Below are 18,881 nucleotides of genomic sequence, written 5' to 3' on the forward strand. Positions count from 1 at the left end.
CGGTTCTCGTCGACGGCCCCTCGATATCGCCGTCGAGTGGTCGGTATCTGTCAGCCGACATCGCTATCGTATCTTCACTGCCCGCTATCGGGCTGAGAAATAATGGCAAAGAGACATATTTACTGAACGACTATTCATATGCCCATATTATAAACGATCAATTGTGATGATTGACGGCCTCCGTACCGGTGACAACTCCGGCCACGATATGTGGTGTCGGCGACACTACCTCGTCGCGACCGTCGGAATCGCGGCGTTGAGTGGGTGCGGCGGGACCAGCGGGGGTGGGGAGACGACGAGCGAGACGGAGTCCCCGTCACCGGCGGGTGTCGAGCCCACGGAATCTGACGACGAAGACGGGGAAGAGGAGGAAGAACTCCCCGAGGGAGTCTCGGAGGAGGAGTTCGAATTCGGTCCCGTTCCCGACGTGTACCTGTCGGCGGTGTCGCTCGGCAACGAGACGCGCAACCCGGACGAGTTGTTCGCGAAGGCCGACGTGGGATTCGCAGAGTACGACGACGCGGTGGAGAACGAGGCTCACCAACCGGGTACGTGCTGCGCCAACTGTGCCGACTACATTCCAGACAAGAACGGGGACGCATTCGGTGCCTGCGCGGAAGTCGAGGGGTACATCGGCGGCGAGGACTGGTGTACGGTCTACGAGTCGCTGCCCGAGCCCTCGGTTCCCGACGGGATGGCCGAATCCGACCTCGCGACGGCGGCCGTCCCGGAGGCGTACCGCACGGCCGACTCACAAGGCGGCGAGGAGCGGTCACCCGACGACCTCCTCTCGCAGGCGGACGTGAACCTGATGGAGTCCGTCGAAGCCATCGCGGACGGTGTCGCCCGGCCGGGCCAGTCTTGCGGTAACTGCGCGGAGTTCATCCCGGACGAGAACGGCGACGGTTGGGGCGCCTGCGCGAGAGTCGAGGGGTACATCGCTGCCGAAGACTGGTGTGTCATCTGGGAGCACATCACGGAAGAACTCTGAGGGCCCTGCAGTGCGTGCGCACTCGCGGCGCGGCCGTCGCGGCTCAGACAGGCACTCTACTCTCGGCGACTGCCGGCCACGCTCGCTACCGGTTGCCACCCGAGCACCTGCTCCGGCACGACGGCGACTGTCACGAGCAACGCCGGCCCGACGAGGAACCCGCCCCACGTCGCGAACGCCGCGAGACCGGCGACGACCAGGCCAACCCGCGTTCGAGCACCGATCGGACCTGGCCGCGTCGCGACGCGGAGCGCCCACGCCCCGCACACCGCCGGGACGACGACGTACGCCGCGGTGACGAGAGCGCCGGCGGTCGGCCCGGTCGCAGACAGCGCGATGCCCGTCTGGACGAGCGTGTTCACCCCGCTAGCGAGGACCAGTAATCCGCCCGCGACCAGCGCGTACTCCGCGAGCGTTCCCTCGAACACGTCGCGGCGGCGCGTCAGCAACGCCCCCGCACCGGCGACGACCGTCAGCGCGAACGGGCCGACGGCGACGACGAGCGGTTGCCCCTCCCACAGGTGCGTCTCCACCAGCGCGAACGGTACCGTCCCGTACTCGGCCAGCGAGAACGACTCTTGGTAGCCGATGGCGACGCCCGCCGGGCCGCTGCGGTTCGCCGGTTCGTACAGGGCGACGAGGTACGTGGTCTGCGTCGAACTGTCGTGCTCGAAGGCGGCCGTCTCGTAGTTCGCGGAGGGGGCGAACGGCTCGTACCCAGGCGTCGCGGGACGTTCACCCTCGACGACGACCGCACCCATCCCGTCGGGGACGGCGACGCCGGGTGGGGCCTCCCCTCCGTTGAGGCCGGGTGCCATCACGACGAGCGACGGCGTGAACGCGCCGTCGACGGGGGTGAACGCGCTCACCTGCAGGCGTTCGTCGGCTGCGACAGTCACCTCGTAGTACTGCGCCTCGCCGTCGTCGAGTTCGTCGTAGTACGACCACGACTTCGCGGCGTCACTCACCTGGACGGCCTGTTCGGGACTGTCGTTGTCGCCGGGGTCGCTCGGGACGTGTGCCGCGACGGGCGTGACGACGAGCGCGAACACGAGGACGAGCAGACCGAGGCGGTGGCGCTTCATCAGCCAGTTCCTCGGGTCGTGGGTGTATGACTGTACGTACACCGGAAGCGCCACCCGACCCGTTCGGCCGCCCGCGGCCGTCGGAGTCGCGGGGAAGGTTGATGTGCCGGTACTCACTTGCCCGTGTATGGACCGTGAGACGCTTGCGCAGGCGTTGCACTACGCCGATCTGACGGAGTATCAGGCGGAAGCGTATCTCACTCTGCTCGATATGGGCGTCTCACCGGCGGTTGAGGTCGGCCGCGAGAGCGCCGTCCCCGTCTCGCAGGTGTACGACGTCCTCCGGAGTCTGGAGTCGAAGGGGTACGTCGAGACCATCGACCGCGAGAAACTGTACGTTCGCCCGTGCGACCCCGGCGTCTCGATGAGCGAACTGGAGTCGCGGGGGGAACTGCTCCACGACGCCGCCGAGGAGATACGCGAGCGGTACCGCCAACCGAACCGGATGGACGCCCGTGTCGGCGTGACGAAACGCGGCGAGACGGCCGTCGAGAACGCTCGCGACCTCATCGACGAGGCCGACACCGTCGTCGAACTCGCGGGCACGTACGAGCAACTCCTCCGCCTGTCACCCGTTCTCCGGGAGGCACGCGACCGGGGCGTCGTCGTTCGCGCGTCCGTCTACGTCGACGAGGGGCAGACGCCGCCCGAGGAGTTCGACCCCTCGGACACCATCTCGGAACTTCGCGGCTGTAGCATCCCCGGGCCGTTTCTCGTCATCGTCGACCGCCACCGAACCTGCTTCGCGCCCAACAGCCGCTCCGACGAGGACTACGGCGTCACCATCTACGACCGCATCCTGCCGTTCGTGTTCCACTGGTACTACCTCACCTGTCTGTGGAACCTCTACCCGACCCTGTACGCCGATGAGACCGACCGCGTGACGTACGTCACGATGGAGGAGTTCGTCTGCGACTGCCACTCGCTGTGGAACGACGGGTACGAACTCGAAGTGGTCGTCGACGGCGTCGACATCGCCACCGACCAACGGCGCACCCTCCGTGGCGTCGTCGCCGACCTCTCACACCACCGCGACGACTTCGACCTCTCACGGCTTGCGCTCTCAGATATGGGTGCCCACAAGAGCATCGTCCTCGCGACAGACGAGGGAACCGTCGATGTCGGCGGGTGGGGCGCGGTGTTCGAAGACGTGGAGATGCGCACCATCTCGCTGGTCGGCCTCACGCCGGAGACGCTTCCGCTTCCCGGTCGCGACCCCGTGTGAGTCGCAGTTTCTGACCGATTACCGCTCCGCGACCGACTCCAGCGACGCCTCCAGCGACTCGCTTCGCAGAGTGATTGGACCGGCCTCGAACCGACTGGAGCCGTCCGGACGGACCACGTCGAAGGCGTCCGAGGGAACCTCCAGCGAGACGGTCGTCTCCTCACCCGGTTCCAGCGAGACGCGTTCGAACCCGACCAGTTCCTCGACGGGCGTCACGACCGAGGCGTGGTCGCGCCCGCCGAACACCTGGACGACTTCCTCGCCCGCGCAGTCGCCCGTGTTCGCGAGCGTCACCGACGCCGTCACGGACTCGCCGTCGGCGATGGTGTCGCTCGACACTGACAGGTCGCGGTACTCGAAGGTGGTGTACGAGAGGCCGTGGCCGAACCCAAACAGCGGGTCGTACGACGAGAGGTGTTCGTCCTCGCCGATGGGCGTCGGGTTCGCGAGGTAGTTGTGGCGAACGGGGAGGTGCCCGGCCGACCGCGGCACCGAGATGGGGAGTTTCCCGCTCGGGTTGTTCGCGCCGAACAGCGTCTCGGCGACGGCCTGCCCGCCCTGTGCGCCGGGGAAGTATGCGTGGACGATGGCGTCGACGTGTTCTGCGGCCCACGGAATCGACAGCGGACGCCCCGCAACGACGACCAGCACCGTCGGCGTGTCCGTCTCGACGACGGCTTCGAGCAACGCCTGCTGTGACTCGGGCAGGGTTATCTCCGCGCGGTTCGGGAACTCCTCGGTCGGGCCGGTGACGTCCTGTGGCCCGAACTCGTGGATGTACCAGTTCTCACCGAGGACGACGACGGCCGCGTCGGCGTCTGCCGCGGCGTCGGCGGCCGCCTCCACGTCGCCCGATTCATCGATACCGGCTCCCTGCTCGTAGCGGACGGTCGTTTCGTCCGAGGTGAACGACTCGATGCCCTCACGAATCGTCGTCCCGTCGAGTTCGTGTTCCTCCTTCAAGCTCCACCCGCCGACCTGATTGACTAGTGAGTCGGCGTTCGGCCCGGTCACGAGGACGTCCTCGGCGTCGGGGTCGAACGGGAGGCAGTCGTCGTCGTTTTGCAACAGCGTCATCGACTTGCGGGCGGCCTCCAGCGACACCGCTTGGTGGTCGGGACGGTCGAGCGTCTCGGCGGACTCGTCGGCGTCGACGAACGGGTCCTCGAACAGGCCCAGATCGGCCTTGAGTTGGAGGACACGGCGGACGGACTGCTCGATGGCGGCCTCGGAGAGTTCGCCCGAATCGACGAGGTCGACGACGGCCTCGACGTGGCCCTCGCCGCCGAGAGAGTGGACGTCGACGCCGGCGTCGACCGCCTGCCGGATGGCGTCGCGGGCGTCGGGCGCGACGTGGTGGTTCTCGTGGAGCATGTTGATGCCGTTCCAGTCGGAGGCGACGTAGCCGTCGAAGCCCAACTCCTCGCGGAGTACGTCGGTCAGCCAGTTGCGTGACCCGTGCGATGGCTCGCCGTTGATGGAGTTGTAACTCGGCATAATCCCCTCGACACCGGCTTCGAGGACACGCTCAAACGGCGGGAGGAAGTCGCGATACAGCGACGACAGCGAGCGGTCGACGGGGGCGGTGTCCTCGCCGCGCTCGGGTTCGCCGTACGCCGGGAAGTGCTTCGCCATCGTCGCCACGTCGACGGGCGCGTCGTCGACGCCGCGGGCCTTCGCGGCCGCGAGTTCGCCGATGAGGTACGGCGACTCGCCGAACGTCTCGAACGTGCGGCCCCAGCGGGGGTCGCGTGCCACGTCGCACGTCGGGCCGTAGGTGAGACTCGATCCGGTTGCGGCGACTTCGGTCGCGGTGACGGTTCCGATCTGTTCGGCGAGGTCGCGGTCGCGGGCCGCCGCGACGCCGATGTTGTGCGGGAACACCGTCGTGTCTTCGACGTAGGCGTTGCCGTGAATCGCGTCGACGGGGATGAGGATCGGGATGCCCAGTCGCGACTCCTCCATCGCGACGCGCTGGAGTCTATTCGCGATCTCGACCACCTCTTGGGAGTCGCGGTGTGGCGACGCGCCGTAGCCGAACGGCGTGACGAAGCCGATACCGAAGTCGCGGATGGCGTCGGCGGCGTCGTCGACCGTCTTCGTCTCGCCCATCGTGCCGACGAACGTGCCGGCGAGTTGGGCGGCCTTCTCGCGGAGCGTCATCTCGTCGAGCAGGCGTTCGATGCCCGCGTCGTCGTCGATCAACTGCTGCTGACTGTGTCGTGTCTCGTGAGTCGTCATATCGTGTCTGTAGTGGTGTCGTCGTTCACCCGGTCGGGCACGCTGTCCGTGTCCGAGTGGGGGGTCGTTCGGGTCCGTACGGCGGCCGCGTCGTCGGGGGCGGGCGCGGTGGTGTGCCCGAGGTCGTTCGGCGCGACTGCCAGCGTGGTGCCGTCAGAGAAGGTGACGGTCGTCTCGCTGTCGTCGGCGTTGTACGCGAGGTAGGTCCGCGTGTCGCCGTCGCTGAAGACGGCCGAAAGCGGGGTGTCTGCGGTCACGCTCGCGTCGACCGTCCCGAACGCCGCCATCGCCGTCAGCCAGTGGTAGGTGTGAGCGCGTGACTCGGCGAATTCGACGGAGTAGAACTCCGGATTCTCCTCGAACAGTCGCAGGGCGTCGTCGGGGTCGCTGAACGAGCGGTACTGCCAGAGGATGTCCGGCCAGTAGTCGAAGTCGTCACCGTCGTTCTCGGCGACGAGTTCGTCGTACACCGTCTCGGCGGCCGTGGCGTCGCGGCCGAGCGACAGCGAGTGGCCGCCCACCGGGAGGACGTTGATACCGTGGATCGCCTCGGCGTCGTCCGTCCACCAGGTGTCGTGTTTGTAGCCGCCGCCCCACACCATCGCGGCGTACTCGTAGGGCCAATCGTCGGGATGGTTCTCGTCGTCGACGTCGTACCAGTACGCGTCGACGGCGGTCGTTTCGTGCGTCAGCAGGTACGCGCCGAGGTCGCGGAGCGTCTCGTCGCCGGTGTACTCGCCGTACTGCAAGATTGCGGCGTAGGCGTTGACCGCCTCCGACGACGACTCCTGGTTGTTGCCGATGTCGAACGCGGGGTTGCCGGCGGCCCACGAGTGGCCCGCGTACGGCGAGAAGTTCCGCAGGAACGGGAACATCTCGTCGTCGTGGGAAGGGGAGGCGTAGTCGCGGATCAGCAACTCGACCATCCCACCCCACGCGTCGGCGTCGGCCCACGCGGGGTCGGTCCGCGCGAGGTCGGCGGCCGCCTTCACGTAGTAGCCGTAGTGGAAGTGGTGGTCGTTCAGTTCCGGCCCCGACCCGAACGAGTCGTTGTAGCCGACGAGCGTGCCCCACGTCTCGTCGTAGTAGAACACGTCGTCGGAGGAACTGTCGCCGGACACCTCCGGATCGAGCCACGTCTCGACGTCCGCGCGAAGCGCCGTGGTGAACGACTCGACGGCGTCGGTGTCGCCGACCTGGTCGGCGATGGGCCGCAGTTGGACGAGTCGCTCGTAGTTCTTCCCCGTCCAGTAGGTGCCGTCGCCGGGTTGTTCGGGGCCGCGGCGAACGAGCGGCGACTCCGACTCTACGTCGTTGACGTACTCTGCGAGCCGATCCGTGTCGACGTCGTCGACCGCCGGGAAGTGGGGAACGACCGGCGGCAGGTCCATCGTCGTCTCGAACGACGTGCCCGCGACCGTCTCCATCGCCCCGCGCGGGCAGACGAACGTGTCGCCCGTCGGCGTCGCGTCGGTGTGCTCGTGCTGGTGGGGGTACAGTGCGGCGACAGTCCCGGTCGCATCCGACTCGGGACGCGTGTCCGTCTCGAACGCGTACGTCGTCTGCACCGTCCGACTCGCATCGTCGTAGGTCCACGAGACGGTTGTGCCGGTGATCCGGTTGTACGCGTACGACTCGTACCGTGAGAGCGCGTCCGTCGTCGCCGCCGGCAATACGGCGACCGCGAGGTACTCTTCGCCCGCGAGAGCGCTCGTGAGCGTCGCCGTGCCGACGCCGTCCCACGACGCTCCTTTGGGCGCGAACACGCCGTAGTGGTGGCCGTCGACGGTGACGCCGAGGACGTTCCCGCGGTCAGCCCACACCTCTGGCGTCCCGGCGAACGAGAGTTCGGCGTCGGCACCGGCGACCGTGGCGAACACGAACGGCGACCCTTGCGTGAGCGTCGCGTCGAGCGTCGGCGTGGACGCGTCGCCCGCGCCCCAGCGAACGTCGACGTGCCAGTCGCCGTAGCCGGCGCAGACGGCGTCGACGAACGACCCGCCCGTCGTCGACAGCGTGAGGTCGGTAGTCGCGTCCATCTCGGCGACGTTGTCGGGGTGCGCGTGACCGGGTGGATTCGAGAACGTCCACTCGGTCGGGTACGAGAGGTCGAGACCCGCGTCCCTCGGCGTCCCCACGAGCGGGTGGGCCCACATCGGCGCGCCGTACTGGGCACGCAGGAGGTTGCTCCACCACTCGTTGGTCGGGAACGGCGCGGTGACGTCCTCGGCCGCGTACACCTGGTCGGGCGGCGCGTCTTCTCCGGACGGCAGAACCGTCGTGTAGCCGCCTTCACCGACCGAGACGATAGGATCGCCCGTCGGCGTCCTGGTCGGCGTCGCGTCTTCGGTCGTCCGCTGGCCCGGCGTGGGCGAGGCGGTCGCCGTCGACTCCGACCCGGAGTCGGAACATCCAGCGAGACCGGCGGCACCGAGCGTGCCGATGCCGGCGAGGTAGCCTCGCCGGGAGAGGCCGTCGACCGCGATCCCGTTCTCGTCGTCCCCGCTCATGAGACGTCTGCTCCGTCGAGCGGATCGCTGTCCCAGTAGGGGCCGTCGTCGCGAACGCGGTAGCAGGCGACGCGGTGGTCGCCGTTGTCGTCGCCGTCGACGTTGGTGACGTCCGGCGCGGCCGCGCGGCACTGTTCGGTCGCCTTCGGACACCGCGTGTGGAACCGACAGCCAGACGGCGGGTTCACCGGATCGGGGATGTCGATCTCACGAACTGGTGGCCCGCCGGCGTCCTCGTCGACACCGAGTTCCGGCGTCGCCCACTTCAGGACCTTCGTGTAGGGGTGTTGCGGGTTCTGGAGCACCTCCTCGACGGGACCAATCTCGACCAGTTCGCCGAGGTACATCACGCCGAGGCGACCCCCGGCGTGTTCGGCGATGTAGCGGGCGTTCGAGAGGTCGTGACTGATGAACAGGAACGACGTGTCGAACTCTGACTGCAGGTCGAGCATCAGGTCCATCATCTCGACGCGAAGGCTCACGTCGAGGGCGCTGACCGCCTCGTCCGCGAGGATGAGGTCGGGATTCATCAACAGCGCCCGGATGAGCGCCACCCGCTGTTTCTCCCCGCCCGACAGTTGGTGCGGGTAGCGGTGAGCGTAGTCCTCCGGCGGCGACATCCCCACGCGTTCGAGGAAGTGGAAGACGCGCGCCTCGCGGTCGTCAGAGTCGAGGTCGGACTGCCACCGCTTCAGCGGTGCCGACAGCGACGAGATGACCGTCCGGTTCGGGTTCAGTGCCGCACCGGGGTCTTGATGGATGATCTGCAGCGACCGGCGAATCTCCTCGAAGGGGACCGACGGATTCGACCGCCACTTCTTCGCCTCCCAGATGTCTTGCCCGCGGAAGCTGATGCTCCCGCCGGTGGGTTTCTGGAGGCCGACGGCCGCCTTCCCGAGCGTCGTCTTTCCACTGCCGGACTCGCCGACGATGGCGACGACGTCGTTCTCGCCGATGTCGAGGTCGACGCCGTCGACGGCGCGAACTGTCGGCGTGTCGGCGAAGGGGTTCAGTCCCGACCCCTCCTTCTGGAAGTGTACGTCGATGTCGGACAGTGAGACGACCGGATTGTCGGCGCTCATTGCTCCACCTCCGTCGCGAGGGGAACCTCCTCGTCGACGTCGTCCCAATGGTGACACGCGACTTCGTGCGTCGACGAGACGGGTTCCATCGGCGGCTTCTCCATCTCACACTCGTCGGTCGCGATGGGGCACCGCTCGTGGTACGGACACCCCGGCGGCACGGCGACCGGGTCGGGTGCCGACCCTTCGATGGGCCGCATCTCCCCCAGCGGTGCGTCGAGGTTCGGCGTCGCGTTGAGCAACGCACGTGTGTACGGGTGACGTGGATCGTGGACGATGGCCTCGGTGTCGCCGACCTCTGCGAACTCGAAGGCGTACAGCACGCCGATCCGGTCGGCCAGTTTCGTGACCAGCGGGAGGTCGTGCGTGATGAACACCATCGTGAGGTCGTACTTGTCGCGCAACTCAGACAGCAGGCTGATGATCGACCGCTGCATCAGCAGGTCGAGCGCGGCCGTCGGTTCGTCCATCACGAGCACTTCCGGCTCCAGCACGAGCGCCAGCGCGATGAGCGCCCGCTGTTTCATCCCGCCCGACAGTTCGTGCGGATACGAACTCAGGATGCGCTCGGGGTCGAGATACAGGTCTGCGAGGAGTTGCTCCGCGCGTTCGAGGCCCTCGGCGACGTCGTAGTCGTGGGCTTCGAGCGTCTCCACGAAGTGCTCGCGGAAGTCCATCGTGGGGTTGAACGAACTCATCGCCCCCTGGAACACCATCGAGATGTCCTCCCAGCGGAGTTGCCGGAGCGGGCCCTTCTGGAGGTTCAAGACATCGACGGGGTCGCCGTCGCGCGGGTGGTAGGTGACGCTCCCTTCGGTCTGTCCAGGGTCGACGACCGCGTTCAACAGCGCCGAGGCGAACATCGACTTTCCGCTGCCGGACTCGCCGACGATGCCGATGATCTCGCCGCGTTCGATGTCGATGTCGACACCGTTGAGGACGCGACTCGTGCCGCGGTCCATCTCGAAGGAGACGGTCAGGTCGCGACACTCGAGGACGACGTCGCGGTCGGTTCGGGGCTGTTCGGTAGTGGCTGCTGTGGGAGTACTCATAGTTCACCTCCGACTGTGGTCGGTCGCGTGGACGGGCCGGCGGGTTCGGCGTCGTCGTCGTCGCCGGTAGTTCGTGAGTGACGGGCGCGGACGCGGGGGTTGAACACCCGGTCCATCCCCTGTGCGAAGAGGATCAGTCCCATCGACAGCAGGATGATCGACACCATCGGGACGATGAGCCAGTGAGCGGCGTCGATGGTCAGCATCCCACCGTTGGAGTACGCCAGTTGGAGCATCACGCCCCAGTTGACGACCTCCGAGAACGGCAACAGGCCGAGGAAGTAGAGGCCGACGGAGGCGAAGATGACGCCTCGCATCGCGTTGACCATATTGATCATCACGAACGGCATAATGTTGGGAACGATCTCTTTGACGACGATCGCTGGCGTCGACAGGCCCATCGCCCGCGACGCCTCCACGTAGGAGGTCGACCGGATCGTGAGTACCTGCGAGCGGATGGCCCGCGCCATCCCCGCCCACCCCTGCAAGGAGAGGACGATACCGAGCACGATGGGACTCTCAGGCTGCAGCAACGCGACGAGAATGAGCAGCACGGGCAGTCCCGGCAGGGTCATCACAATGTCGATGAGCGTCGACAGCAGACTGTCGATGCGACCGCCGGTGTAGCCCGCCAGCGCGCCGATAGTCGTCCCGAGGACGGTGACGAACAGGCCGGCGCTGGTGATCATCAACAGCATCCGCGGGGTCGCGTGGACGACCTGTTCGAGGATGCCGCGACCGACGTTGTCGGTGCCGAGCGGCCAGTACATCGCGACCCACGGCACCGAGACACCGGCTACCGTCGTGCTGGTCAGTTCGTACCAACTGCCGCCGATGATCCCGCCCTGGAACGGGCCGATCAACAGCGGCGCTTGCCCGACGCGCGGTTGGGCGACGAGCGACGGGCCGAGGAGGCCAATAAAGACGAATCCGAACACGAGGACCGCACCGATCCGAGCGCGCACGTCGTTCCAGACGACGCGCGCGGGTGCGACCACCCACAGGTCGAGCGTCTTTCGGAGTCGGTCTGCCCGCCCCATCGACGACTCCGAGACGGTCCCGAAGCCGCCGCGGTCTTGGAACCCGCTCGTGGAGTTCTCGCGACTCATTAGGAGTCACCTCCCGTGGAGACGCGCGGGTCGACGAGGCCGTACGTCAGGTCGGCGACGAACGCGCCGACGACGACGGCGAGCGTGATGAGGACGAACCCGCCCATCATCAGCGGGTAGTCGCGCGCCTCGACGGCGGCAACGATGTAGTAGCCGAGTCCAGGGTAGGTGAACACCTGTTCGAGGATAGCCGACCCGCCGATGACGGCACCGAACGCGAGCAGCAGGCCGGTGTACATCGGCAGGATAGCGTTGCGAGCGACGTAGCGCAGGGCGATCCGGGTGTCAGAGAGGCCGCGAAGCCGTGCGACGCGGAGATAGTCCTCGCCGAGCACCTGGATACTGTTCCCGCGCATCGCGAGTGCGACGCCGCCGAAGCCAGTGATGACGACTGCGGCGATGAGCAGACTCGCGTGGTAGATGGCGTCGGCGACGAACTGGAACGTCGCGACCGGCCGAAGCGGGTTCACCACGGGAACGACCGCCGAGGAGATGTGCCCGCTGGTCGGGAACCACCCGAAGGTGTAGCCGAAGATGTACAAGAACAACAGCGCCGTCACGTAGTTCGGCGTCGAGTTAAGGACGATACCGATGCCGGTCGTCCCCATATCGAAGCGACTCCCCTCCTGGTACGCCATAATCGCGCCCAGCGCGATGCCGGCGGCGAACATCAGCAGGATAGCTATCGAGAACGCGAACACCGTCCACGGGAGCGCCTGTCCGAGAATCTCCGAGACGGGGGCGTTCTGGCTGATCGACTGACCGAGGTCGCCACGGACGATGCCACCGACGTAGTCGAGATACTGCTCGTGCAGCGGCGCGGTGAGGTCGATGTTGATGTAGCTCTCGACGCGCCGATTGATCTCCTGTTGGGACATGTCCGGATTGTTCCGGATGAGTTGGCCCCGTAGCTGGTCGGCGGGGTTGCCCGGCATCAGCCGGACGAGCCCGAACGACAGCGAGACCACGACGAACGCCGTGAATAGCGCTTGTCCGGTACGCTTTACGAAGTACTCGTACATCGGCGGTTACTCGGGCTTGGCCGTGAGCTTCCCCTCGCGGGGCAGGTAGTACTGCGGCCAGTCGACGATGGCGTCCTCGTCGTCCTGCGTCACCGTGTTCCAGTCGTCGGTGGTCACCCACGACTGGTCGACCTTCTCCATCAGCGGGGCCATCGGGAGGTGGCGGTTGACGACCCACGCCAGTTCCTGCGTCTTCTGCTTGGCCTCCTCGCCGGTCAACCCCGCGAGTTCCTCCAGTTCGGACTCGAAGTTCACCGTGCGCTTCTCGCCGTTCGGCTCACCCAGCGGTGCGACTTCGACCTCTCGCGGGAACTTCAGGATGGTCCGCGAGCGGAAGCCGTTGAGGAGTTTGTTCAGCGAGAAGTACGGGTACAGTTTCCCGTCCGGCCAGCCGAGGCCGGCGACGATGTAGTCTTGGTTGCCGTAGATGTCACCCCAGTACGACTGGCTCGGGTTCAGCGACGCCTCGATGCCGAAGTCGTTGAGGTCTTGTACGATGGACTGCCCGCCCGCGGTCCAGTCGTTCCACCCCGCAGGGATCTTGTACGGGAACGAGAGCGTCTCGCCGTCGGCGTCGACCCACGTGCCGTCCTGCTTCGAGAAGCCGGCGTCGCGGAGCAGTTGCGCCGCCTTCTGCGTGTCGGGGTCGTAGGCGTCGAACTCCGACAGCGAGTCACCCAGCCACTCTTTGTAACTACCGTCGAAGTTTCCTGGAAGCCCCGAGGGGACTTCCACGGGGACGTGCATCTTGCCGCCAGCCGTCTGTGCGAGTTTCTCGCGGTCGATGACGTACTGGATCGCCTGCTTGACATTCTGCTGGCTGTAGTGTTTGTGCTCGTGGTTGAACATGATGCCCATTCCCCAGTTGGCGGGCATCTGAATCTCGCGGACGTGGTCGCCGTACGACTCCGCGATGTTCGAGGGCGTGAACACGTTGTCGATGCCGTCGATGTTGTCGGTACGCAGCGCCTGCCACTGCTTCTGGTTCGACTGCAGGTAGTTCCACTTGAACGCCGCAAAGTTGATCTGGTCGGCGTCGGGGTGGTCCTCGAAGCGCGTGGCGACGAGTTCCTGGTTGCGCGCGTGGTCGAACTTGAACGGGCCGGTCCCGTTCGGTTCCTCGAGCGTCATCTCCGCCATCCCGGGTGCTTCGCCGTCGGACTCGAACGCGTCGAGGAACTTGCCGAACTGGTCGCGCGGCGTGTCGAGGGCGATGGGCTTCAGTGAGTAGAGGAACACCTCGTCGGAGACCGCTCGATCCAAGCCGAGTTCGACCGTCGACTCGTCGGCGACGGTTATGTTCTCCGGCGCGACGATGTTACCGATGGCTGCGCCGTCGTACGCCTCCAGTTTCAGTTTGAACGCGACGTCTTCGGCAGTGACCGCGTCGCCGCTGTGCCAGTTGAAGCCGTCGCGGACGGACAGTGTCACCGTCTCCGACCCGATGTCCCACGACTCGAGGACGCCTGGCATGAACGTGCTCGTCGCCTCGTTCACGTACAGGAGGTTCTCGAATATCGCCAGCGCCGCACGATCAGGATACTGCTGGCCGTAGGGGTTGAACTGCATGTCTTTCGGCACGCTCGTCGTCGCGGTGACGAACGTCCGGTCGGTCATCTCCAGCGAGTCGGACTCACTGGTCTGGGTCCCGTCACTTCCGCCGTCGCCACCACCGCCGTCGCTGTCAGTGGCCGTCGGCGTTCCCGTGTTCGACCCGGCACAGCCCGCAATTGCTGCGGCCCCGGTCACACCCGCCGCCTGCAGGAACCGCCGCCGTGTCTTTCGTAGATTCCGTTCTGCCTCGCCCGTGTGTCCATCGGACATACCTCGCCAATTCGACTGGTAGTATGTATGTATTTTTCACGATATATTTGATGTAGTGGTTCAATAAATAGATTTTCTGACAGTTTGTGTGGTGGCGGACCCGGCACGCTTCGACGACGAAGCGGCTCGGCCCGTGGTGAGTTACGGAAGGTGAAGCTGGACGCCGCGACGGATTGCGACCGCGAGTCCGATCAGCGTCATCAGGATAATTGCGGCCGAAACCTGTGAAATCGCGTGCGCTGCCGTTCCCGGCGTCGTGAACTGGAACGCGATCGCGAGGAACACGAGCAGGATCACGTCGAGCGCGAACAGGACCCAGAGGACGTTCCGGCGCATACTGCCACCCGCCGCAAGCGACGGGCAAAAGGGTGTCGTCGGGACGTCGGTTTAGTGGCGTTCGAATGCAACCCTGTCCCCACTTGATACTCTACTCCTGTCGTAGACCCGTCGACACAGGTTCGTCTCCCGGCTCCAGTGTGCGTGTCAGCCGCTCACCACCGTTACCACACTGACACTACCCGAACACAATATTGACGCAGTAATATTGTCTAATTGATACGATTGGTTCGCTACGAACAGATGCTCGACCTGACGAGACGGGGCGTGTTGGGGGGAATCGCTGCCAGCGGCGTGCTTCTGGCGGTCGGCACGGAGCCAGTGGCAGCGACAGAGCACACCCGGTCGACCCAGCGTGCTCGGCTCCGCGTGATCCACGCGTCGCCAGACGCCCCCGACGTCGACGTTCGAGTGCGGCGTGACGGTGACGACTCCGTCCGGACCGTCGCGTCGGATCTGTACTTCGGTGCGGTCGAAGAGTACCGCTCGCTCCCTGCCGGGTCGTACCGCGTGTCGGTCGCGCCAGCGGGTGAGCGCACCGCCGAGATACTGCCTACGCGTCGTCTCGTCCTCGACGAGGGTGCCGATTACACCGCCGTCGTCGTCGGCGAAGTCGACGGCGACACGACCCTCGACCTCGCGGTGTTCGAAGACGACAACAACCTCCTTGACGCCACCAAGAGTCGACTCCGTGTGATCCACGCGTCGCCGGACGCATCTCCGGTCGGCGTGACTGTCGCCCCGCGACGACGCTCGCCGTCCGACGACGGCATCGAGCGACTGCGCGCCGCCTCGCCCGACGACTCGCTGCGAACGCTGACCACTGCGCGTCGCACGCGTACGCTGTTCGACGGCGTCAGTTACGGACAGGCGAGCGACGCCGTCGAAGTCGCGTCGGGGAGATACGAGGTCGGCCTCCGACACGACACCGACGACGGTCCGGGGTCGGTGCTCCTCGAACGCAATCTCGGGTTCACCGGTGGCGTCGCCTTCACGCTGCTCGTGCTCGGGTATCACACTCCGGACGACGCAGCGGTTCCGGTTCCGCTCTCGCTGTCGGTGGCCGGCGACGCGACGCCCGGCCCAGCGACTGTTACCTTCGACGACCAGCGTCTCGAGTACGAGTCGGGTGCCGACACGGTCACGGTGACGATTCACGCCGTCGGACTCGCGGACGGGGGCTTCGTCGCTCTCCACGACCCGACACTGTTCGACAGCGACCCCACCGGGAGCGTCGTGGGCGTCTCCGAGTACCTCGGTCCGGGGTGGCACACGAACGTCGAGGTCGACCTCGGCGTCGACGACGTGTTAGACGGCGCGGAGGGACGGGTGCGTCTCGCCGCGATGGCGTACCGCGGCACCGACGCCGACCGGTTCTCGGTCGCCGCCGCGGGCGGCCCGTACGTCGACCCGAACGACGTGAACGGCGACGGCGTCGAGGCTGTCCTCGACGCGGCGACCGTCCGCATCGAACGAGCGTGGGACAGAGAGCGCTATCGTAACGACGACTCCGCCGACGAATCTCCACCTCGGGACGACCGGGAACGCGACCGTGAGGAGTCGCCCGACGCTTCCGACAAGACCGCCGACACCACCCCGGACGAGACGGACACCGACGCTTCCGACGAGACGCCAGCAGACGACCGAGACGAAGACGCACCAGCGGACGCGCGGGAAGACGAACGAGACGACGAGCGCGAACCGCGTGAAGAAGGCGAGGAGGAGAGTGACTGGCGGAAGAAACTGGAGGAGCGACGGAAAGAGCGGGAAAAGCGGCGCGAGGAGCGACGGAAAGAGCGAGAGAAACGGCGGGAGGAGCGACGTAAGGAACGGGAGAAGCGGCGAGAAGAACGGAGAAAGCGCAGGGACGACGATGACGACGATGACGACGAGGAGGATGATGAGGACGACGAAGAAGACGAGGACGACGACTGATCTGGTCTTCGTGTGGCCGTTCGACGACGCGGATCAGGAGTTCAGACGGTGACGCCGGTCGTCCCGCGGCGAACGGTGACGACGTGTCCACACTCGGGACAGACGACCGCCTCGCCCACTGGACTCGGGCGAATCACCCAGTCGCCAGTCGGGGTGGCGGCGTGCCAGCAGTCCGGGCAGTAGAGCGTTCGTTTCGACGGTGTCGGTGCAGTGATCACTTCGGGGGACATTACCACCTTCAGGCGAGGTCAGGGGATAAACACATCTCCGCTCGCCGGCGGCACGACGGGCCGTTCACAGCCGTCCGCTCGGGGAGAACACGCCTTCGGGGTCCCACTGTCGCTTCGCCTCGCGGAGCCACCCGTAGTTGTCGCCGAACACGTCGCGGGCGGTGTTCTCGTCGCGTTCGGTCCCCGAGAAGTTCGGGAGTTCGCCCGTCACCTCACCGACCTCGCGCACTCGCGCGACCGACTCCCGCGCCCACGAGTGGTGTGTATCGTCGGCGTCGGCGTCGCTCCAACACGCCTCGAAGTTGAGCACCACCTCCGCGCTGCGTTCGGGAATCGCCGTCTCGTCGGACGCGAGGTCCGCGATAGCGCCGCCCATCGGCCAGACGACGACCGTGTCGTCTGCGCCCGGGAGCGTCGCCATTCGCTCGGCGGTCACGTCGATCAGATCGTCGGTAAACTCTGTCACGGCGACGGACTTCCAGTAGTAGCGGTCGCCCTGTGGCGACCCGTTCGCGAGGTACGACTGAACCGCCGTGTACGGCAATCGCTCGGCGTACTCGAACAGTGGGTCTCGGTCTCCGAGCGTCCGGAACGGCGCGAGCGCACGTTCGCCAACCTTGGGGTCGCCCGCGTGAACGCCGAGGACACACAGCGCCAACTCTCCAACCCGGCTGTCGGGGAACTCCTCCTCGTCTGGCACACGGGCGACGTACGGCGAGACGTTCGTCTCGCGTGGCGCCTCGCGGAGACACTGGCGGTACTCGTGGAGGCGTTCGGCGACGTCGGCGGCGTCGTCGACCGGGAACCACACGTCACACATCGCCAGTTCGTCCGGGACCGCGACGAGGTCGAACTCCAGTTCGACGGCAACGCCGAACTCGCCACCTGCACCGCGGATCGCCCGGAACAGATCGGGATTGGTCGACTCGCTCGCCGTCACCTGCTCGCCCGCGGCGGTCACCAACTCGACGCGTGTCAGGCGGTCGCACGCGAGGCCGTGCGCCCGCGAGAGGTAGCCCGTGCCGCCGCCGAGTGTGAGGCCCGTCACGCCCACCTCGGGGGCGACGCCCTGCGGCGTCGCGAGGCCGTGTTCGGTCGTCGCCGCGTCGAGTTCGCCGATGGTGACCCCGGGTTCGACCGTCGCAGTGGCTGCTTCGAGGTCCACCTGAACCCCCTGCATCGTACCCACGTCGCAGACGAGGACGCCGTCGCCGGTCGAGGTGCCGGCCGACGAGTGGCCGCCAGATCGGGTGGCGATTCCGAGTCCCGTCTCGCGGGCGGTCTCGACGACGCGGGCGACGCCCTCAGTAGTCGTCGGGTACGCGACGGCCGCGGGAACCGCCGCACAGAGGCCGTTCCACACCCGGCGGGCGTCGTCGTAGCGGTCGTCCTCGGGCGTGACGACGCCGCCGGGGAACAGCGTCCGCCACTCGCCCGTCGCCGCTCGCGTCGTCGCCGTGCCGTCGCCGTCGAGCGCAGACGCGAGCGACGCCAGCGCGTCGGTGTGTGTCGCCGCCACCGCCGCCGCGTCGTCGCGGTCGAACTCGTCGGCTCCGTTCGTCGCCGCGGACGATTCTCGACTCATACCACCGAGTGTGGTCGCCACCGACGAAAACCCATCGCGGCGGGAATCGGGCGGCGTGGCGCGACCGCGGGCAACGCAACGGCTTTCGGTCCGCCGCCCACAGCGTCGAGTATGGACCGACGGCGGGCGCTGGCGTACGCGCGGGTGGGAGGCGTCTACCCCGTCGTCACCGTCGTTGCAGCGGCGGGGATCGCTCGTCTGGTCGGGTGGAACGTCGGTCTCGTCGTCTTGTTCCTCTCGATGTGTGCGGCCGCCGCCCTCGCCGCCGTCCTCGTCAGCGACACCGGCGGAATGCGCCCGAAGGAGGCCGACCGCGGCGTCGAGCAACACCAGGGTATCCTCGGGATGGATATGTCGATACTCGCCGGATCCTCTGGTGAGTCGGTCACGGGCGCCGCTCGGAGTCGGCAGGCACGCCTCCGGGTGTACGCTGCCGGCCTGTTCGTCTTGACGGTCGCACTCGTCCTCGTTCTCGGCGGCGCGCTTCCGATCTGAGCGCGGGTGTCCCGTTCGTACTCGTCCCCGTGAGCGACGGCGCTGTCGCTATCGGGTCGCGGCGTCGAAAGAATCGAAGGTCGGTCGGGAAGCGATGCGAGCGTCAGGTGGTGATGGGGTGTGTGGCGTTAACCGAACTTCACTCCTCGCGGGTCGCTC

General features: G+C 66.8%; 15 protein-coding genes. 4 read left to right on the plus strand and 11 right to left on the minus strand.

From position 1 onward, the window contains the following. Positions 1-166: 166 nt before the first annotated feature. Complete coding sequence (locus tag P0D77_RS03210) at positions 167-991, plus strand: high-potential iron-sulfur protein (protein WP_277554735.1); 825 nt, start codon at positions 167-169, stop codon at positions 989-991. Between the two features lie 56 nt (positions 992-1,047). On the opposite strand, the gene P0D77_RS03215 is transcribed toward P0D77_RS03210, so the two are convergent. Then, complete coding sequence (locus P0D77_RS03215; protein WP_277554737.1) at positions 1,048-2,118, minus strand: hypothetical protein; 1,071 nt, start codon at positions 2,116-2,118, stop codon at positions 1,048-1,050. 85 nt (positions 2,119-2,203) lie between these two features. Between P0D77_RS03215 and P0D77_RS03220 the strand changes: the two genes are divergently transcribed. Then, positions 2,204-3,301, plus strand: coding sequence for a TrmB family transcriptional regulator (locus tag P0D77_RS03220; protein WP_277554739.1), 1,098 nt, complete (start codon positions 2,204-2,206; stop codon positions 3,299-3,301). Positions 3,302-3,319: 18 nt separating this feature from the next. On the opposite strand, the gene P0D77_RS03225 is transcribed toward P0D77_RS03220, so the two are convergent. The 8 genes from P0D77_RS03225 to P0D77_RS03260 form a co-directional block, all read right to left on the minus strand. Further along, positions 3,320-5,542: a glycoside hydrolase family 3 N-terminal domain-containing protein gene (locus P0D77_RS03225; RefSeq protein ID WP_277554741.1), complete on the minus strand. Its 2,223-nt coding sequence runs from the start codon at positions 5,540-5,542 to the stop codon at positions 3,320-3,322. Next, on the minus strand, positions 5,539-8,052 hold the full coding sequence (locus tag P0D77_RS03230) for a glycosyl hydrolase (protein ID WP_277554742.1): 2,514 nt from the start codon (positions 8,050-8,052) through the stop codon (positions 5,539-5,541). Before P0D77_RS03230 ends, P0D77_RS03225 begins: the two co-directional genes overlap by 4 nt. Next, positions 8,049-9,134 carry an ABC transporter ATP-binding protein gene (locus tag P0D77_RS03235; protein WP_277554743.1) on the minus strand — a complete coding sequence of 362 codons (1,086 nt, stop codon included), beginning with the start codon at positions 9,132-9,134 and terminating at the stop codon, positions 8,049-8,051. Before P0D77_RS03235 ends, P0D77_RS03230 begins: the two co-directional genes overlap by 4 nt. Next, a complete protein-coding gene (locus P0D77_RS03240; protein ID WP_277554744.1) occupies positions 9,131-10,186 on the minus strand; it encodes an ABC transporter ATP-binding protein in 1,056 nt (351 codons plus the stop codon). The genes P0D77_RS03235 and P0D77_RS03240 overlap by 4 nt, the downstream gene beginning before the upstream one ends. Beyond that, complete coding sequence (locus P0D77_RS03245) at positions 10,183-11,295, minus strand: ABC transporter permease (RefSeq protein WP_277554745.1); 1,113 nt, start codon at positions 11,293-11,295, stop codon at positions 10,183-10,185. Before P0D77_RS03245 ends, P0D77_RS03240 begins: the two co-directional genes overlap by 4 nt. Further along, positions 11,295-12,317 carry an ABC transporter permease gene (locus tag P0D77_RS03250; RefSeq protein ID WP_277554746.1) on the minus strand — a complete coding sequence of 341 codons (1,023 nt, stop codon included), beginning with the start codon at positions 12,315-12,317 and terminating at the stop codon, positions 11,295-11,297. Before P0D77_RS03250 ends, P0D77_RS03245 begins: the two co-directional genes overlap by 1 nt. A 6-nt stretch (positions 12,318-12,323) precedes the next feature. Continuing rightward, entirely contained in the window at positions 12,324-14,141 is a 1,818-nt protein-coding gene (locus P0D77_RS03255; protein ID WP_277554747.1) for an ABC transporter substrate-binding protein, read from the minus strand. Positions 14,142-14,282: 141 nt separating this feature from the next. Beyond that, positions 14,283-14,477 carry a hypothetical protein gene (locus P0D77_RS03260; RefSeq protein ID WP_277554748.1) on the minus strand — a complete coding sequence of 65 codons (195 nt, stop codon included), beginning with the start codon at positions 14,475-14,477 and terminating at the stop codon, positions 14,283-14,285. A gap of 243 nt (positions 14,478-14,720) precedes the next feature. Here P0D77_RS03260 and P0D77_RS03265 point away from each other — a divergent pair, with 243 nt between their 5' ends. Continuing rightward, a complete protein-coding gene (locus tag P0D77_RS03265) occupies positions 14,721-16,412 on the plus strand; it encodes a DUF4397 domain-containing protein (protein WP_277554749.1) in 1,692 nt (563 codons plus the stop codon). 41 nt (positions 16,413-16,453) lie between these two features. Here P0D77_RS03265 and P0D77_RS03270 read toward each other — a convergent pair whose 3' ends face one another. Together P0D77_RS03270 and P0D77_RS03275 are read right to left on the minus strand one after the other, a co-directional pair. Beyond that, positions 16,454-16,642, minus strand: a complete 189-nt coding sequence (locus tag P0D77_RS03270) for a DUF8106 domain-containing protein (protein ID WP_277554750.1) — start codon at positions 16,640-16,642, stop codon at positions 16,454-16,456. A 64-nt stretch (positions 16,643-16,706) separates the two neighbouring features. Then, positions 16,707-18,227, minus strand: coding sequence for an FAD-binding oxidoreductase (locus tag P0D77_RS03275; RefSeq protein ID WP_277554752.1), 1,521 nt, complete (start codon positions 18,225-18,227; stop codon positions 16,707-16,709). A 111-nt stretch (positions 18,228-18,338) separates the two neighbouring features. On the opposite strand from P0D77_RS03275, the gene P0D77_RS03280 reads away from it, so the two are divergent. Further along, positions 18,339-18,722, plus strand: coding sequence for a hypothetical protein (locus tag P0D77_RS03280; RefSeq protein ID WP_277554753.1), 384 nt, complete (start codon positions 18,339-18,341; stop codon positions 18,720-18,722). Positions 18,723-18,881: the final 159 nt, after the last annotated feature.

The organism is Halobaculum limi, from assembly GCF_029490015.1.
Taxonomy (GTDB): domain Archaea; phylum Halobacteriota; class Halobacteria; order Halobacteriales; family Haloferacaceae; genus Halobaculum; species Halobaculum limi.

Bases quoted from the DNA above. Each gene is read 5' to 3' on its own strand.
- P0D77_RS03270 (WP_277554750.1), bottom strand. From the start codon at position 16,642: ATGTCCCCCGAAGTGATCACTGCACCGACACCGTCGAAACGAACGCTC.
- P0D77_RS03210 (WP_277554735.1), top strand. From the start codon at position 167: ATGATTGACGGCCTCCGTACCGGTGACAACTCCGGCCACGATATGTGG.
- P0D77_RS03230 (WP_277554742.1), bottom strand. From the start codon at position 8,052: ATGAGCGGGGACGACGAGAACGGGATCGCGGTCGACGGCCTCTCCCGG.
- P0D77_RS03250 (WP_277554746.1), bottom strand. From the start codon at position 12,317: ATGTACGAGTACTTCGTAAAGCGTACCGGACAAGCGCTATTCACGGCG.
- P0D77_RS03260 (WP_277554748.1), bottom strand. From the start codon at position 14,477: ATGCGCCGGAACGTCCTCTGGGTCCTGTTCGCGCTCGACGTGATCCTG.
- P0D77_RS03225 (WP_277554741.1), bottom strand. From the start codon at position 5,542: ATGACGACTCACGAGACACGACACAGTCAGCAGCAGTTGATCGACGAC.
- P0D77_RS03245 (WP_277554745.1), bottom strand. From the start codon at position 11,295: ATGAGTCGCGAGAACTCCACGAGCGGGTTCCAAGACCGCGGCGGCTTC.
- P0D77_RS03240 (WP_277554744.1), bottom strand. From the start codon at position 10,186: ATGAGTACTCCCACAGCAGCCACTACCGAACAGCCCCGAACCGACCGC.
- P0D77_RS03280 (WP_277554753.1), top strand. From the start codon at position 18,339: ATGGACCGACGGCGGGCGCTGGCGTACGCGCGGGTGGGAGGCGTCTAC.
- P0D77_RS03255 (WP_277554747.1), bottom strand. From the start codon at position 14,141: ATGTCCGATGGACACACGGGCGAGGCAGAACGGAATCTACGAAAGACA.
- P0D77_RS03220 (WP_277554739.1), top strand. From the start codon at position 2,204: ATGGACCGTGAGACGCTTGCGCAGGCGTTGCACTACGCCGATCTGACG.
- P0D77_RS03235 (WP_277554743.1), bottom strand. From the start codon at position 9,134: ATGAGCGCCGACAATCCGGTCGTCTCACTGTCCGACATCGACGTACAC.
- P0D77_RS03275 (WP_277554752.1), bottom strand. From the start codon at position 18,227: ATGAGTCGAGAATCGTCCGCGGCGACGAACGGAGCCGACGAGTTCGAC.
- P0D77_RS03265 (WP_277554749.1), top strand. From the start codon at position 14,721: ATGCTCGACCTGACGAGACGGGGCGTGTTGGGGGGAATCGCTGCCAGC.